The 15,169-nt window shown below is 70.1% G+C and carries 18 protein-coding genes; 8 read left to right on the forward strand and 10 right to left on the reverse strand.

Annotation, left to right across the window (positions count from 1 at the left end):
* Positions 1–94: 94 nt before the first annotated feature.
* Genes ACFZDE_RS32945 through ACFZDE_RS32955 form a run of 3 tightly spaced genes read left to right on the forward strand, consistent with a single transcriptional unit; the run spans position 95 to position 1,982 of the window.
* Complete coding sequence (locus ACFZDE_RS32945) at positions 95–925, forward strand: AraC family ligand binding domain-containing protein (RefSeq protein ID WP_391206234.1); 831 nt, start codon at positions 95–97, stop codon at positions 923–925.
* Between the two features lie 23 nt (positions 926–948).
* Entirely contained in the window at positions 949–1,674 is a 726-nt protein-coding gene (locus ACFZDE_RS32950; RefSeq protein ID WP_391206239.1) for an AzlC family ABC transporter permease, read from the forward strand.
* Positions 1,671–1,982, forward strand: a complete 312-nt coding sequence (locus ACFZDE_RS32955; protein ID WP_390994887.1) for an AzlD domain-containing protein — start codon at positions 1,671–1,673, stop codon at positions 1,980–1,982. The genes ACFZDE_RS32950 and ACFZDE_RS32955 overlap by 4 nt, the downstream gene beginning before the upstream one ends.
* A 47-nt stretch (positions 1,983–2,029) precedes the next feature.
* Here ACFZDE_RS32955 and ACFZDE_RS32960 read toward each other — a convergent pair whose 3' ends face one another.
* Positions 2,030–2,974 carry a hypothetical protein gene (locus ACFZDE_RS32960; protein WP_391206242.1) on the reverse strand — a complete coding sequence of 315 codons (945 nt, stop codon included), beginning with the start codon at positions 2,972–2,974 and terminating at the stop codon, positions 2,030–2,032.
* Between the two features lie 80 nt (positions 2,975–3,054).
* Here ACFZDE_RS32960 and ACFZDE_RS32965 point away from each other — a divergent pair, with 80 nt between their 5' ends.
* Together ACFZDE_RS32965 and ACFZDE_RS32970 are read left to right on the forward strand one after the other, a co-directional pair.
* Positions 3,055–3,249: a DUF3046 domain-containing protein gene (locus ACFZDE_RS32965; RefSeq protein WP_030853368.1), complete on the forward strand. Its 195-nt coding sequence runs from the start codon at positions 3,055–3,057 to the stop codon at positions 3,247–3,249.
* 183 nt (positions 3,250–3,432) lie between these two features.
* Positions 3,433–4,743, forward strand: coding sequence for an AI-2E family transporter (locus ACFZDE_RS32970; protein ID WP_391206245.1), 1,311 nt, complete (start codon positions 3,433–3,435; stop codon positions 4,741–4,743).
* Between the two features lie 49 nt (positions 4,744–4,792).
* Here ACFZDE_RS32970 and ACFZDE_RS32975 read toward each other — a convergent pair whose 3' ends face one another.
* Positions 4,793–5,347: a hypothetical protein gene (locus ACFZDE_RS32975; protein WP_391206248.1), complete on the reverse strand. Its 555-nt coding sequence runs from the start codon at positions 5,345–5,347 to the stop codon at positions 4,793–4,795.
* Between the two features lie 251 nt (positions 5,348–5,598).
* Here ACFZDE_RS32975 and recA point away from each other — a divergent pair, with 251 nt between their 5' ends.
* Together recA and recX are read left to right on the forward strand one after the other, a co-directional pair.
* Positions 5,599–6,723, forward strand: a complete 1,125-nt coding sequence (recA, locus tag ACFZDE_RS32980; RefSeq protein ID WP_391206253.1) for a recombinase RecA — start codon at positions 5,599–5,601, stop codon at positions 6,721–6,723.
* 3 nt (positions 6,724–6,726) lie between these two features.
* Complete coding sequence (recX, locus tag ACFZDE_RS32985; RefSeq protein ID WP_391206256.1) at positions 6,727–7,587, forward strand: recombination regulator RecX; 861 nt, start codon at positions 6,727–6,729, stop codon at positions 7,585–7,587.
* A gap of 172 nt (positions 7,588–7,759) precedes the next feature.
* Here recX and ACFZDE_RS32990 read toward each other — a convergent pair whose 3' ends face one another.
* The 8 genes from ACFZDE_RS32990 to ACFZDE_RS33025 form a co-directional block, all read right to left on the reverse strand.
* Positions 7,760–8,179, reverse strand: a complete 420-nt coding sequence (locus tag ACFZDE_RS32990) for a rhodanese-like domain-containing protein (protein ID WP_391206260.1) — start codon at positions 8,177–8,179, stop codon at positions 7,760–7,762.
* Positions 8,176–8,697, reverse strand: a complete 522-nt coding sequence (locus ACFZDE_RS32995) for a cysteine dioxygenase (RefSeq protein ID WP_391206263.1) — start codon at positions 8,695–8,697, stop codon at positions 8,176–8,178. The genes ACFZDE_RS32990 and ACFZDE_RS32995 overlap by 4 nt, the downstream gene beginning before the upstream one ends.
* Before the next feature lie 150 nt (positions 8,698–8,847).
* A complete protein-coding gene (locus ACFZDE_RS33000) occupies positions 8,848–9,009 on the reverse strand; it encodes a putative leader peptide (protein WP_391206267.1) in 162 nt (53 codons plus the stop codon).
* 44 nt (positions 9,010–9,053) lie between these two features.
* The gene (locus tag ACFZDE_RS33005; RefSeq protein ID WP_391206270.1) at positions 9,054–10,661 is read right to left on the reverse strand and encodes an FAD-dependent monooxygenase; all 1,608 of its coding nucleotides are present in this window, start codon (positions 10,659–10,661) and stop codon (positions 9,054–9,056) included.
* A 176-nt stretch (positions 10,662–10,837) separates the two neighbouring features.
* Entirely contained in the window at positions 10,838–11,734 is an 897-nt protein-coding gene (locus ACFZDE_RS33010; RefSeq protein WP_391206645.1) for an ABC transporter permease subunit, read from the reverse strand.
* Positions 11,731–12,396 (reverse strand): ABC transporter permease subunit, encoded by a 666-nt coding sequence (locus ACFZDE_RS33015; protein ID WP_391206273.1) that lies wholly within the window; start codon positions 12,394–12,396, stop codon positions 11,731–11,733. The genes ACFZDE_RS33010 and ACFZDE_RS33015 overlap by 4 nt, the downstream gene beginning before the upstream one ends.
* A gap of 87 nt (positions 12,397–12,483) precedes the next feature.
* Positions 12,484–13,320, reverse strand: a complete 837-nt coding sequence (locus ACFZDE_RS33020) for a transporter substrate-binding domain-containing protein (protein WP_390994861.1) — start codon at positions 13,318–13,320, stop codon at positions 12,484–12,486.
* Positions 13,321–13,407: 87 nt separating this feature from the next.
* Complete coding sequence (locus tag ACFZDE_RS33025; RefSeq protein ID WP_033308289.1) at positions 13,408–14,184, reverse strand: amino acid ABC transporter ATP-binding protein; 777 nt, start codon at positions 14,182–14,184, stop codon at positions 13,408–13,410.
* 289 nt (positions 14,185–14,473) lie between these two features.
* On the opposite strand from ACFZDE_RS33025, the gene ACFZDE_RS33030 reads away from it, so the two are divergent.
* Entirely contained in the window at positions 14,474–15,160 is a 687-nt protein-coding gene (locus tag ACFZDE_RS33030; RefSeq protein ID WP_391206276.1) for a response regulator, read from the forward strand.
* The last annotated feature ends 9 nt before the right edge of the window (positions 15,161–15,169 follow it).

The raw sequence follows: 15,169 nt of genomic DNA on the forward strand, positions 1-15,169 counted from the left end.
GGTGGCCCGGCCTGTGCGCCGGGCTGGGGTGGGGGCGGCGCCGCCGGGTCTCGGGGGGTGTGCTCCGGCGTTCGCCGCCGCGGACAATGGTCGTATGAACGAGCGCGCACGCCACTGGCAGTACGACGAGCTGCCCGGGGTCGATCTGCTGCGGGCCCGGTACGTGCGCAAGACGTTCGTGCGGCACACGCACGAGAACTTCGTGATCGCCGCCATCGCCGACGGGGTGGAGGTCTTCCACCACGGAGGGGGCGACCAGTACGCGGGCGCCGGGGCCCTCGCCCTGGTCAATCCCGATACGCCGCACACCGGGCGGGCCGGGGTTCCCGAGGGGTGGCGGTACGGAGCCGTGTACCCGCCGGTCGACGTCGTGGCGGAGATCGCGGCCGAGACGACGACACTGCGCGGCACGCCGGGATTTGTCAGCCCGGTGATGGACGACCCCTACGCCGTGGGGCTCGTGCACCAGGTGCTGCGCGCCGCCGACGAGGGCAACGCGCTGGCCGCCGACACACTGCTGCGGGTGGCGGTGACCAGGCTGCTGCGGCTGAACGGCGGACCCATACCGCGGCGGGAGGTGCGCACCGCGGGAGCCCGGCTCGCGGCACGCGCGCGTGGCGTGCTGGTGGACCGCATGGCACAGCCGCCGACCCTGGAGCGGCTGGCCGCCGATCTGGGGACCAGCCCGTTCGCCCTGCTGCGGGCCTTCCGGGACACCTACGGCATGCCACCGCACGCCTGGCTCACGGACGCGCGCGTGCGCCGGGCACGACAGCTGCTGGACATCGGGTCGACCCCCTCCGAGGCCGCCGTGACCGTCGGCTTCACCGACCAGCCCCACCTGAACCGGCACTTCAGCCGAATGGTCGGTGTGCCTCCTGGGGCGTACCAGCGGGAGCGCAAGAACGTACAAGACCCGCGGTAGCCGGCGCCCGTAGCGTGCGGGGCGTGGCAGATCGGACAGTTCTCGAAGACGCAGACATCGGTGTGAAGACGGACCGGGCCGTCGTACGCGACGCCCTGGGGGTCGGGGTGGCCGTCGGGCTGTCCGGGTTCGCCTTCGGAGTGACCTCGGCAGGCGGCGGACTGACGCTGCTGCAGACGTGCGCGCTCAGCCTTCTGGTGTTCACCGGCGCGTCCCAGTTCGCCCTGGTGGGGGCTCTCGCCGCCGGAGGCAGCCCGTTCACCGCCGCCGCCGGAGCCTTCTTCCTGGGTGTACGGAACTCCTTCTACGGTTTGCGTCTGTCGCAGCTGCTCGCCCTCCCGCGCGCGGTGCGGCCGTTCGCCGCCCAGTGGGTGATCGACGAGACCGCCGCCGTCGCGCTCGCCCAGCCCACGCGCCGCACCGCACGGCTCGGGTTCGTGGTGACCGGCCTGTGCCTGTACGTCCTGTGGAACCTCACCACGCTGCTCGGTGCCCTGGGAGCCGAGGCCATCGGGGACACGGACGCGTGGGGCCTGGACGCCGCCGGGCCCGCGGTGTTCCTGGCGCTGCTCGCGCCGATGCTGAAGACCGGCACCGAGCGGGCCGTCGCCGCGCTCGCCGTGCTGCTGGGACTCGCGCTGCTGCCCGTGCTGCCCGCCGGGGTACCGGTGCTGCTGGCCGCGCTGGCGGCGCCGGTCGTGCTCTGGGCGGACGGCCGGCGCCGCATGGGACAGGGAGACGCGCGATGAACGTCTGGATCGCGATCGGAGCGACCGCCCTCGGCTGCTACGCCGTCAAGCTGGCCGGGCTCCTGGTGCCCGCGGGGGCCCTGGAGCGGCCCCTCGTCAAGCGTCTCGCCGCGCTGCTGCCCGTCGCGCTGCTCGCGGCCCTCACAGCCCAGCAGACCTTCGCCGACGGCCGGACGCTGGTGCTGGACGCACGGGCCGCCGGGCTCGCCGCAGCGGCCGTGGCGCTGCTGCTGCGCGCCCCGTTCCTGCTCGTCGTGGCTGTGGCCGTGGTGGTGACCGCCGGGGTGCGGGCCATCGGGGCGGGGTGATCAGTCGACGGCGGGGCGGGGTCAGCAGCGGGCGACGGCCGGGATGATCAGTCGACAGCGCGGCCGTACGCGCGGAGCACGCGCAGGGCTTCGATCGTCACCAGCGGGCGGGCCTCCAGAGCGGGTGCCGGGGCCCAGCGGCGCCACCGGACGGGCCAGCCGCCGTCCTCCTGCTGCTGGGCCGCGAGGTGGTCCAGGGAGCGGGCCATCTCGTCGTCCGTGAACCACGCGCGCGCGAGTGAGCGCGGCGTGCGCGCGTAGTCGTACGGGAAGTGGTGCTCCCCCGGGGCGTAGCCGGGGGACACCGGATACGCGTCGAGGTCGTCGGGCTCCAGGGCCGCGAGGCGATGCTCTCGGACCAGACGGCCGAGACGGTCGGCGGCCGCCTGCGCGCGCGGGCGGTCAGGAGCCGAGTCCAGGAAGGCCACGGCGGCCTCGATCTCGTACGGATGCGACGTCTCAAGGGACTCGGCCACCCGCCAGCAGAAGTCCGTGGCCCGGAAGAGCCAGGCGTGCCACACCTCGTTGCGGTGCAGCAGCCCCACCACCGGCCCGGTCGCCAGAAGGTCGCTGGGCGGATCGTCCACCACCGGCACGAAAGGCGCCGTGGGGTAGTCGCGCTGACTGGGGTGGATCGCCGGGAGGGCGCCGTCCGCGGTGGAGACCGACGTGAGATAGCGGCACACGCGTTCCACGCGCTGGCCGGCACAGCGCCCGACGGCGTCCAGGACACGCAGCGCGTGCGCGGTGTGCAACGGCTGGCTGACCGGGCCGCGCAGATCCGGCTCCAGCGCGTGGCCGTACCCGCCGTCCTCGTTGCGGTAGGCGTCCAGGGCGGTTTCCACCGGGTCGGCGGCGGCGCCTCGGAAGTGGTGGGCGAAGCGGCGCTGCTCGAGCACGCGCGCGGTGAGCCAGACGAAACGCTCCGCGCGCGTGACGGGACTGTGCGGCGAGGGCGCCGGGGGGAATTCGGTAGCTCCTGTATCGGCCATGGGTCAGACCGTAGGGCGCGAACCGGTGCCGGCAGGCGGTCCCCGCCCAGGCCCACCCTCAGGGGCGGGATACTGGGTTCATGCGGTTGACGGTCTTCTGGCAGCGGATGGCGGAGCACTTCGGTCCTGGTTACGCCGAGATGTTCGCGCGCGACCACGTCATGTCCGAGCTCGGCGGGCGCACGGTGCACGAGGCCCTGGCGGCCGGCTGGGACGCCAAGGAGGTCTGGCAGGTGGTCTGCTCGGTGATGGACGTGCCCCGGGAGCGGCGCTGACGTACCCCGTGAGAGGTACCGGCCGTCCGCTGGAGCAACAGTGCCGTGCAGTCGTCCCCGCGCCCGCTGACGAGCTGCGGCGACCACCGGCCTGACCAGCGCGGCAGCGCCTGACGTCGCCGCCCGGTCACGAAGATCGTGGCCGGGCAGACGGCTGTCGGTGGCGTGGGCGAGACTTGGACCGTGGCACCCACTGACGAGACCGGGCAGGCAGCCCCGCAGCCCTCCGCTTCCGGCACGACACCGCCCGCCGGGCCCCCGGCCTACGGGGCAGGGACGAACGGCCGCATGCCGCGCTGGCTGCCGCGCGCCCTGGTGCTCGCACTCGCTCTCGTCGCCGCGTTCCAGCTGGGCAGCTGGGCCTTCCACCAGCTCACCGGCCTGCTGATCAACATCCTCATCGCGTTCTTCCTGGCGCTCGCCATAGAACCCGCGGTGAGCTGGATGGCCTCACGCGGCATGCGCAGAGGGCTGGCCACGTTCATCGTCTTCATCGGCGTGATGGTCGCGTCAGCCGGCTTCGTCACCCTGCTCGGTTCCGTACTCGCGGACCAGCTCATCAAGCTGATCGAGGGCTTCCCTGCCTACCTCGACTCCGTCATCAACTGGATCAACACGCACTTCAGGACCGACCTGAAGCGCGTCGACATCCAGGAGGGCCTGCTCCGCTCGGACTGGCTGCGCAACTACGTCCAGAACAGCGCCACCGGCGTCCTGGACGTGTCCGCCCAGGTCATCGGGGGCCTCTTCCAACTGCTCACGATCGCCCTGTTCTCGTTCTACTTCGCCGCGGACGGCCCCCGGCTGCGCCGCGCGATCTGCTCGGTCCTGCCGCCCGCCCGCCAGGCCGAGGTGCTGCGCGCGTGGGAGATCGCCGTGAACAAGACCGGCGGCTACATCTACTCCCGCGGCCTGATGGCACTGATCTCCGGTGCGGCGCACTTCGTCCTGTTGCAGGCCCTCGACGTGCCCTACGCGCCCGTGCTCGCCGTGTGGGTGGGCCTGGTGTCGCAGTTCATCCCCACCATCGGCACCTATCTCGCGGGCGCCCTGCCCATGCTGATCGCGTTCACGGTGGATCCCTGGTACGCGCTGTGGGTCCTGATCTTCGTCGTGGTCTACCAGCAGTTCGAGAACTACGTGCTGCAGCCCAAGCTGACCTCCAAGACCGTCGACATCCACCCCGCCGTCGCCTTCGGCTCGGTCATCGCCGGCACCGCCCTCCTCGGCGCCGTCGGCGCGCTGATCGCCATCCCGGCCATCGCCACGCTCCAGGCGTTCCTGGGGGCGTACGTGAAGCGCTACGACGTCACGGACGACCCCCGGGTGCACGGCCACCGCGGACAGGGAGAGGCGGGCCTGCTCACGCGTGCGAGGGTCTTGTGGGCGCGGCGAACGGGGGTGGAGCGACGGGGAGACGGGGGGTCGGGGTCCGGATCGGGGTCTGGATCCGGGTCCGGGTCCGAGGAGGGGCCCGGGGGGAACTCCTCCTGAGAGGCAGAGTCGCGGGGCCCGTGTTGAGGGGGCTCGCGCCGGCGGGCTCCTACGGTGTCGCCGCCTTCAGAAGGCTCGCCCGCTCCTCGGGCGGGATGAGCCCGTCCGGCAGTGTCCGGTCGTCCAGCAGACCGAGCACCACGTCGGCGTGCTCGGCGAAGACGGCCCGGCACAGTGCGCGTTCCGGGTGGTCGCGGTCGCTGCCCAGGAACCGGACCGCCCGCTCACTGCCTCCGTCGACGGGATGCGAGAGCTCCGCGACGACCAGCAGGACCTCGACCAGCTCGGCCCGCACCGGCACCGCCGGGTCCGCGGCGAGACGGAGCAGGAACGGCAGGGCCGCCGGCATGGCCGGGCCCATGCTGAACGGGCTGTCCATCAGGACGATGCAGAGCACGCGCTCGGCCTCCCGCGCAGCGAGCGGATCGAGCAGGCCGCGCAGCAGGGCGGGGACCCCGGCGGGGCACTCGGGGAAGCCGGCCCAGACGATGTCGTCGCAGCCGCGCAGCGCGGGGTGATCCGATCCGGTGCGCGAGGCCGGGGGGAACTCTTGGAGGAACCGTGCGACGGCGGCTTCCTTGCCCGCCGCGGTGATCCGACACATCCGTCTCTCCCCCTGAGTGCGCGCCGCCGCGATCAGGGTAGGCGGTGCCGCGTGGTGCGCTTGACACGAAAATCGAACATCCATTCTGATGGAGGTGCCGGCGAAGCTCAACGGAGGGCATTTCGACGTACTTTGGGTAGGTAAATGCCCGAGTTATCCACAGGCCGGACGTGCGTCGGGGCGCGTTGTCAGTGGCAGGCGTTAGCGTCTTTGACGTGAAGCGATCGACTCAAGCAAATCGGGTGGAACCCATGGCAGGAACCGACCGCGAGAAGGCCCTTGATGCCGCTCTCGCACAGATTGAACGGCAATTCGGCAAGGGCGCGGTCATGCGCATGGGCGACCGCACCAATGAGCCCATCGAGGTCATCTCGACCGGGTCCACCGCCCTGGACGTGGCCCTCGGCGTGGGCGGTCTGCCGCGCGGCCGTGTCGTCGAGATCTACGGACCGGAATCCTCCGGCAAGACCACCCTGACCCTGCACGCGGTGGCGAACGCGCAGAAGGCCGGAGGCCAGGTGGCCTTCGTCGACGCGGAGCACGCCCTCGACCCCGAGTACGCGAAGAAGCTCGGCGTCGACATCGACAACCTCATCCTCTCCCAGCCGGACAACGGCGAGCAGGCCCTGGAGATCGTGGACATGCTGGTCCGCTCCGGCGCCCTCGACCTCATCGTCATCGACTCCGTCGCCGCGCTCGTCCCGCGTGCGGAGATCGAGGGCGAGATGGGCGACAGCCACGTCGGTCTGCAGGCCCGTCTGATGAGCCAGGCCCTGCGGAAGATCACCAGCGCGCTCAACCAGTCCAAGACCACCGCGATCTTCATCAACCAGCTCCGCGAGAAGATCGGCGTGATGTTCGGCTCCCCGGAGACCACGACCGGTGGCCGGGCGCTGAAGTTCTACGCCTCGGTGCGTATCGACATCCGCCGCATCGAGACCCTGAAGGACGGCACGGAGGCGGTCGGCAACCGCACCCGGTGCAAGGTCGTCAAGAACAAGGTCGCGCCGCCCTTCAAGCAGGCCGAGTTCGACATCCTCTACGGCCAGGGCATCAGCCGCGAGGGTGGCCTGATCGACATGGGCGTGGAGCACGGCTTCGTCCGCAAGGCCGGCGCCTGGTACACGTACGAGGGCGACCAGCTCGGCCAGGGCAAGGAGAACGCGCGCAACTTCCTGAAGGACAACCCCGACCTGGCCAACGAGATCGAGAAGAAAATCAAGGAGAAGCTGGGCGTCGGTGTGCGTCCCGAGGAGCCGGCCGCCGAGCCAGGCACGGACGCCGCGGCCTCCGCACCGACCGACGCGGCCCCGGCCGTCCCCGCCCCGGCAGCGGCCAAGACCGCCAAGTCCAAGGCCGCCGCAGCCAAGAGCTGACCCGTGACGAGGCGAACCGACTGGGCGGAGTACGAGTACACCGCCTCCGGTGTCCCACGGGGAAGGGGCACCGGAGGCGACATGGACTCCGCCGTGGACGGGGCGGAAGTCCCCGGCGGCATGCCATACGAGTACGACCACGGGGACGGGGACGATCCAGGGCTGCACGGGGTCGGCTCATCCAGAGTCGGCTCCCGTGGTGGAGGGCCGCCCCGTGACGAAGGGCCCCGCGGCGGCTCGCGTGGCGGCGGGCCGCGTGGCGGCAGGCGCGGTCGTCGTCGGCGTGACTTCGGCGAGACGGCGGCTGACACCGAGGACGGAGGCGCCTTCTCCTCGTCGAGGGCCGAGCAGGAGGCACCTCCAGGGGACCCGGTCGAGCGGGCTCGGGCGATCTGCCTGCGTCTGCTCACCGGGACCCCGCGGACCCGCAAGCAGCTCGCCGACGCCCTGCGCAAACGCCAGATCCCGGATGACGCCGCCGAGGAGGTGCTGTCGCGGTTCGAAGAGGTCGGCCTCATCAACGACGGTGCTTTCGCCGACGCCTGGGTGGAGTCCCGGCACCACGGCAGAGGGCTGGCCCGGCGCGCGCTGGCCCGGGAGCTGCGAACCAAGGGCGTCGACTCCACGCTGATCGACGAGGCCGTCTCCCAGCTCGACTCCGAGCAGGAGGAGGAGACCGCGCGTGAGCTCGTCGCACGCAAGCTCCGCTCCACGCGCGGACTCGACCGCGACAAACGCCTCCGGCGCCTCGCGGGCATGCTCGCCCGCAAGGGCTACCCCGAGGGCATGGCTCTCAGGGTGGTCCGGCAAGCACTGGAGGAGGAAGGGGAGGACACGGAGTTCCTCGGGGACGAGGGATTCTAAAGCGGGAGCGAGGCACCCCGCAGAGCCAACGCCACCGGAGAACTCACTTCACCGGAGAACCCACTCCACCGGGGAGACAACTCCACCGCCACCGGAGAACCCACTCCACCGGGGAGACAACTCCACCGTCACCGGGAACTCACTCAACCGGAGAGGCACTCCGCGGGTGATCTCACTCCACCGGCAACCCCGCCTCGCGCCAAGCCTGGAACCCTCCGACCAGGTCCGAGGCCCGGTGCAGGCCCAGCTGGTGCAGGGACTGGGCCGCCAGACTGGACGCGTAGCCCTCGTTGCAGATCACGATGACGCGCAGGGCGTGGCTCGTGGCCTCGGGGAGGCGGTGGCTGCCCTGGGGGTCGAGGCGCCATTCCAGTTCGTTGCGCTCGACGACATGGGCGCCGGGAATGAGGCCGTCCCGTTCACGCAGGGCGGCGTAGCGGATGTCGACCAGGAGCGCGTCGCCCGCCCGGGCGGCCTCGTACGCCTCCCGTGCCTCGATCCGCTCATAGCCCGCCCGGACGCGCTCCAGCAGCGCGTCGATGCCGACGGGGGGCGGAGGGGTGCTGCCTGCCGGTCCGGGTGTGGTGCTCACTGCCAGTCCTCCGGTCGTTCGACCTGCTCGAGTCGCAGGACCGGCCCGCTGCGGCTGTAGCGGCGGATCCGCGGCAGGGGCGGGTAGTAGGCGTGCACGGAAACGGCGTGCCGGTCGGGCGACTCGTTGAGCACCTCGTGGACATGGTGCCGACCGAAGGCGCGGCCCTGGCCGGCCCGCAGCCGGCGTTCCCGGTCCACATCTCCGGCGAGTTCCAGGGTCTTCCAGCCGTCGGTGGGCAGCCGCGCGGCGAGGGAGTTCTCCTTGAGCTCGCCCGACGCGGTCAGGAAGGCGCCGACCGAGTCGGCGTGGTCGTGCCAGCCAGTGCCCGTGCCGGGCGGCCAACCGATCAGCCAGGCCTCGCTGCCGCCGGGCCCGTCCAGCCGCACCCAGGTGCGGCCCTCCGGGTCGAGTGGCAGGGAGTCGATCAGCTCGGTGTCGGCGGCGGTGCGCCGGACGAAGTCGTAGAGGTCGGCCTGGGTCGGAGCCGGACCCGCGGCCGGGACCGAAGGGGTCACAGGTGGGGCCGCGTAGGGAGTCGCGGAGGGCGTCGCAGAAGGGGATACAGACACGGGTGCCGTCCTGAAGGTCCTGATGAGGGTTCGCGAACAAGGCGCGGCAGCCGGCGGACAGTGCGCGGCGCGCGCGGCGAGGAGGGGAATACGAAGTCAGCAGGACGGGCGACACACGCAGCCCGCATAGCGGAGGAGGTCCATATGGACCCTCCGCCACAGGCGCACACAGGTGTCGGTCACGGACCGGAGTACACCATGGCCGCCAGGGCGGGTCAACTCACTGTCACCATGCGGACGCACCGTGACAGTGAGCACGACACCACCGCGGGGAGGATGTCATCGCGAACCGGGGGAGTACGTCAGCGCGAACCGGCCGAAGCACCGGCCTCCGCCTGCGCTTTCACCGGGCCGCCGACCGTGGCCTCCGCCGCCGCGTACAGCTCGGCCGGGCGCACCCCGCTCAGTGCGGTCACGAGGTGACCGTCGGGGCGCACCAGCAGCACCGTGTGGGCGGCCGCACCCGGATACCTCTCGGCGACGAGCAGCTCGGCCGGGTGCGGAAGCGCCGCGACCGCCGCCGCGAGCTGCGGCATGATGCCCGCGCTGACCCAGTGCTTGCGCTCCCAGACACCCGTGCCCGGCGCGATCAGCACCACGAGCAGCGCACCGCGGCCGAGCCGGTCCCGCAGCCGTACGAAGGTGCCGTCCTCCGCGGTCACCCGCACATCGGTGACCGGTGTGCCGAGGGGCGTGTCGACCGGCACCTCCCCGTCGAGGCGTGCGGGCGCGAGCGGCGAGTCGGCGTACGCCCCCGGCGCGCCGAGCGGCCCCTGCCCCAAGTGACCCTCCGTGAGGAGAGCGTCGTGGCCCCGGGACGAGCCGGGGACGACGGAGCGCAGCCCTCCGCCGCCGCGCAGCAGCGGCAGCGCCTGGTCGGCCGCACGGAGCCGGGCGGCGACGACCGCCCGGCGTTCCGTCTGGTAGCTGTCGAGGAGAGCCTCGTGCGGCCCGTGGTGCCAGGCCAGGGCCAGTTTCCAGGCGAGGTTGTCGGCGTCCCGCAGGCCCTCGTCCAGGCCGTGCGTGCCGAGCGTGCCGAGCAGGTGGGCCGCGTCCCCGGCGAGGAACACGCGGTCGGCGCGCCAGCGACGGGCCAGCCGGTGATGGACGGTGTGGACACCGGTGTCCAGCAGCTCGTACGGCGGGACCGTACCGCCCGCCCAGCCGGCCAGGGTCTCCCGGATGCGGGTGAGCAGCAGCTCGGGGGTGACCAGGTCCTTGCCGGGGGGCAGCAGCCAGTCCAGGCGCCAGACGCCGTCCGGCAGCGGGCGCGCGGTGACCTCACCGGCCGAGGGCCCGGACATGCGCCAGGGCGGCTGGCGGTGCAGCAACGCCGCGTCGTGCCAGGGCAGTTCCGTACGGAGCGCGGCGACGGCGTGACGTTCCACCGCCGTACGGCCCGGGAAGCGGATGTCCTGGATCTTGCGCACGGTCGAGCGGGGCCCGTCGCAACCGACCAGATAACTGCCGCGCCACCAGGTGCCCTTAGGGCCGCGGGTGTGGGCCGTGACGCCGGAGGACTCCTGTTCGAGGCCGTCGAGGCGGCTGTCCACCGCGATTCTGACGAGCCGTTCGTCCGCGAGGGCCGCGCGCAGGGCGCCGGTCAGTACGTGCTGGGCGATGTGCAGGGGAGCCGGCTCGGCGCCGTCGAAAACGACCTCGCGCATCACCTGCCTGCGCCGCATCGACCGCCATCCGGCCCAGTGCGCACCGGCCTGGACGAGGGACATGCCGGTCAGCCGTTCCATCAGGGCGGCGGTGTCCTCGCGCAGAACGACGGTGCGTGCAGCGCGGGGTTCGTCTTTGCCCGGGCCCTCGTCGAGGACGACGCACGGCACCTCCTGACGCGCCAGCGCCAGGGCGAGCGTGAGCCCGACGGGCCCCGCTCCGACGATGATCACCGGGTCCACGGCGAGGCGCCCCCTGCCCGCGGTGGTGTCCTGAGAGACGTAGGTGAACAGGAAGGTGGAGCAGGGTGCACGATCACAGAACGTATGCAACCTATTGCCGGTGCTTGCGTCAAGTGACCAGGGGCAGTGGCGATCATGCCACTGCCCCTGAGTGTGTCACGTGAGGTGATCGTGTGTCAGAGGGTGCCTCCGGCACCGGTACCCGCCGTGCCGGCGACCTCCGCGTCGTTCGGGCCCACGACCGCGCCCGTCGACTTCTTGGCGCGCCGCAGCCGCCGCTCCAGCCAGCTCGCGAACGAGGTGAGGGCGAAGTTGAGCGCGATGAAGATGACGGCCACCACGGTGAAGCTGGCGAGGACGTTCGCGCCGTAGTAGCCGCTCATCGTGTTCGCCGAGGCGAGCAGTTCGGGGAAGGTGAGGACCGCGCCACCGAGGGCAGTGTCCTTCACGATCACGACCATCTGGCTGACGATGGCCGGCAGCATCGCGGTGACCGCCTGCGGCAGCAGGATGAGCCGCATCTCTTGGCCCTTGCGCAGACCGATCGCCATGGCCGCCTCAGACTGACCCTTCGGGAGGGACAGGATGCCCGCCCGAACGATCTCCGCGAGGACGGCAGCGTTGTACAGCACAAGACCCGTCACGACCGCGTAGAGCGGACGGTCGTCGGACGAAACGTTCGTGTACTCGGCGAATAGTGCGAGCCCGAAGATCATCAGGATCAGCACAGGAATGGCCCTGAAGAACTCCACCACGATTCCGGCAGGCACACGGATCCAGGCGTGCTCGGACAACCGGGCAATGCCGAAGACCGCGCCGAGCGGCAGCGCGATGATCATGGCAAGGGCCGCGGCCTTGAGTGTGTTCTGCAGGCCCGGCCAGATGTATGTCGACCAAGGCTCGAAGCTGGTGAAGAAGGGCTCCCACAGCACCCACTCCAGCTGGCCCTTGTCCTTGAGGGTGCCGTACACCCACCACAGCAAGCCCGCCAAGGCCAGCAGGAAGAGCACCGTGAACAGGATATTGCGCCGCTTGGCTCGGGGGCCTTGGGCGTCGTAGAGAACGGAACTCATCGCTTCACCGCTACCTTCTTGCCCACCCAGCCGAGAATCAGACCGGTCGGCAGCGTCAGGCACACGAAACCGAAGGCGAAGATCGCCGAGATCAGCAACAGTTGCGCCTCGTTCTCGATCATCTCCTTCATCAGCAACGCTGCTTCCGCCACACCGATCGCAGCGGCCACCGTGGTGTTCTTGGTCAACGCGATCAGGACGTTCGTCAGCGGACCCACCGTCGAGCGAAACGCCTGGGGGAGCACGACCAGCCTCAACACCTGCGAGAAGCTCAGACCGATGGCGCGGGCCGCTTCCGCTTGGCCGACCGGCACCGTGTTGATGCCGGACCTGAGCGCCTCGCATACGAAGGCCGAGGTGTAGACGATCAGACCGAGCACAGCGAGCCGGAAGTTGATCGACTCAGTCCTGTCGGCGCCGAGGTTGACGCCCAATGTCTGGTAGAGCCCCAGCGAGGCGAACAGGATGATCACGGTCAGTGGGATGTTCCGCACGATGTTCACGTAGGCGGTCCCGAAACCGCGCATCAGCGGTACCGGACCAACGCGCATGGCAGCCAGCAGGGTGCCCCAGATCAGGGAGCCGACGGCCGAGAGCAGGGCGAGCTGCACGGTCGTCCAGAAGGCTCCCAGGATGTCGTAGTCACTCAGAAAGTCGAACACGATCTCCCGCGCTTCCGCGTATAGGGATGCCCCGGTGCGCCGCCCCGGAGGGCGGCGCACCCGTCAGGCTTGGCCTCAGCCGTTGCGTCAGCTCTTGATGTCGCCGATCTTCGGCGCGGGCTCGTTCTGGTAGTTCGCCGGGCCCAGGTTCTTGTCCACGGCCTCCTGCCAGGCCTTGTCGGCGACCATGGCCTCGAGGGCCTTGTTGATGTCGTCCTTCAGGTCGCTGCCCTTCTTGACGCCGATGCCGTAGTTCTCGTTGGTCATCTTGAAGCCGCCGAGCTTGAACTTGCCCTTGAACTGTGACTGGGCGGCGTAACCGGCGAGGATCGAGTCGTCGGTGGTCAGCGCGTCGATCGCCTTGTTCTGCAGGCCACTCAGGCAGGCCGAGTACGTCGGGTACTGCTGGAGGTCGGCCTTGGGAGCCAGCTTCTCCTTGACGTTCTGCGCCGAGGTCGAGCCTGTCACCGAGCAGAGCTTCTTGTTGTTGAGGTCCGCCGGCGACTTGATCGAGTTGTCATCCGCCCGAACCAGAACATCCTGGTGAGCCAGCAGGTAAGGACCGGCGAAGTCGACCTTCTCCTGGCGCTCCGGGGTGATCGAGTAGGTCGCCGCGATGAAGTCGACGTCACCGCGCTGGAGCATGGTCTCGCGGTCGGCGCTCTTCGCTTCCTTCCACTCGATCTGGTCCTCGTTGTAACCCAGCTTCTTCGCGACGTACGTGGCGACGTCGACGTCGAAGCCGGCGTAACCCTGCGGCGTCTTCTGGCCGAGGCCGGGCTGGTCGAACTTGATGCCGACGGTGATCGTCTTGCCACCGCCGTCCGAACCGCTGTCGCTGTCACTGTCGCCGCCGCACGCGGTGGCGGTGAGGGCGAGAGCGAAGACGGTGGCCGAGGCGGCGGTGACCTTGCGGAGCTTCATGATGAACATCCTTTGACTGGTGAAGAGATGCGAGCCCTCAACGGGCGGGCGACGACTCAGGAGGCGCGTCGGACGCGACCCGCGCCGTCAGTGGTGCAGGATCTTCGACAGGAAGTCCTTGGCACGGTCGCTGCGCGGATTGCTGAAGAACTGGTCGGGCGCAGCCTCCTCGACGATGCGGCCGTCCGCCATGAACACCACGCGGTTTGCGGCCGATCGTGCGAAACCCATCTCATGCGTGACGACGATCATGGTCATGCCGTCGCGGGCGAGCTGCTGCATGACCTCCAGCACCTCGTTGATCATCTCGGGGTCGAGCGCGGAGGTCGGCTCGTCGAAGAGCATCACCTTCGGCTCCATGGCCAGCGCCCGGGCGATCGCGACCCGCTGCTGCTGGCCGCCGGAGAGCTGTGCCGGGTACTTCTCGGCCTGCGCGCCCACACCGACCCGGTCGAGCAGGGCGCGGGCCCGCTCCTCGGCCGTCTTCTTGTCCTTCTTGCGGACCTTGATCTGGCCGAGCATCACGTTCTCGAGCACGGTCTTGTGCGCGAAGAGGTTGAAGGACTGGAAGACCATGCCGACATCGGCGCGGAGCTTGGCCAGCTCCTTGCCCTCGGCGGGCAGGGGCTTGCCGTCGATCGTGATCGTGCCGGAGTCGGTCGTCTCCAGGCGGTTGATGGTGCGGCACAGGGTGGACTTGCCGGACCCGGAGGGCCCGATGACCACGACGACTTCACCGCGGGCGATCGTCAGGTCGATGTCCTGGAGTACGTGCAACGCGCCGAAGTGCTTGTTGACGCTCTTCAGGACGACCAGTTCTCCGGTCGCGGCCACATCTTCCTTGGCCACCGATACTTCGGTCATCGCTCTTAGGCTCCGTCCTCCTCGGTTTCGGAGGACAGTAGTTACCCTCTACGACCTGCGTCATTACATCTGAGGGGAATCTGAGCATCACGATCCGATAGCAATCGGACACGTGTCGTAGCACTTATGAGCAGCGCTCATATCGGCCGGGTAACGGAAGCGTTCCGCAACCGGAACCCTCTTGACGCCGTCCTCATCCATCAGCGTGACTGCACAGGGTGCACGCGCGCGCGTGCACACTTTTTGTACACACCCAGATCGTACGGCCGATGAACCGAAGGGGGACCGGATGAGACTGCTGCTCGTCGAGGACGACAACCACGTCGCCGCCGCCCTGTCGGCGATTCTGGCGCGGCACGGGTTCGACGTCACGCACGCGCGCAGCGGTGAGGAGGCCCTCCAGGCCCTCGTCCCCGAGAGTGACTGCTTCGGCGTCGTCCTCCTCGACCTGGGCCTGCCCGACCAGGACGGATACGAGGTCTGCGGCAAGATCCGCAAGCGCACCAGCACCCCGGTGATCATGGTGACCGCCCGCTCCGACGTGCGCTCCCGCATCCACGGTCTCAACCTCGGCGCCGACGATTACGTGGTCAAGCCCTACGACACCGGCGAGCTGCTCGCCCGTATCCACGCCGTGAGCCGGCGCACCTCCCACGAGGACACCTCCAGCGGCATCGAGACCGAGCTGCGGCTCGGCCCGGTGCACATCGAGCTGCCCAACCGCCGGGTCAGCGTGGACGGGGCGGTGATCCAGCTGACGCGCAAGGAGTTCGACCTGCTGGCCCTGCTCGCACAACGGCCCGGGGTGGTCTTCCGCCGCGAGCAGATCATCAGCGAGGTGTGGCAGACGAGCTGGGAGGGGACCGGGCGCACCCTTGAGGTGCATGTGGCGTCCCTGCGCGCCAAGCTGCGCATGCCGGCCCTCATCGAGACCGTACGCGGAGTCGGCTACCGGCTCGTCGCGCCTGCCGGGTAGCGGGGCCGG

The sequence above is a fragment of the Streptomyces sp. NPDC007929 genome (genome assembly GCF_042959065.1).
Lineage (GTDB): Bacteria > Actinomycetota > Actinomycetes > Streptomycetales > Streptomycetaceae > Streptomyces.

Coding starts and splice junctions, on each gene's coding strand:
- ACFZDE_RS32945 (WP_391206234.1), top strand. CDS start 95: ATGAACGAGCGCGCACGCCACTGGCAGTACGACGAGCTGCCCGGGGTC.
- ACFZDE_RS32955 (WP_390994887.1), top strand. CDS start 1,671: ATGAACGTCTGGATCGCGATCGGAGCGACCGCCCTCGGCTGCTACGCC.
- ACFZDE_RS32960 (WP_391206242.1), bottom strand. CDS start 2,974: ATGGCCGATACAGGAGCTACCGAATTCCCCCCGGCGCCCTCGCCGCAC.
- ACFZDE_RS32965 (WP_030853368.1), top strand. CDS start 3,055: ATGCGGTTGACGGTCTTCTGGCAGCGGATGGCGGAGCACTTCGGTCCT.
- ACFZDE_RS32975 (WP_391206248.1), bottom strand. CDS start 5,347: ATGTGTCGGATCACCGCGGCGGGCAAGGAAGCCGCCGTCGCACGGTTC.
- recA (WP_391206253.1), top strand. CDS start 5,599: ATGGCAGGAACCGACCGCGAGAAGGCCCTTGATGCCGCTCTCGCACAG.
- ACFZDE_RS33010 (WP_391206645.1), bottom strand. CDS start 11,734: ATGAGTTCCGTTCTCTACGACGCCCAAGGCCCCCGAGCCAAGCGGCGC.
- ACFZDE_RS33020 (WP_390994861.1), bottom strand. CDS start 13,320: ATGAAGCTCCGCAAGGTCACCGCCGCCTCGGCCACCGTCTTCGCTCTC.
- ACFZDE_RS33025 (WP_033308289.1), bottom strand. CDS start 14,184: ATGACCGAAGTATCGGTGGCCAAGGAAGATGTGGCCGCGACCGGAGAA.
- ACFZDE_RS33030 (WP_391206276.1), top strand. CDS start 14,474: ATGAGACTGCTGCTCGTCGAGGACGACAACCACGTCGCCGCCGCCCTG.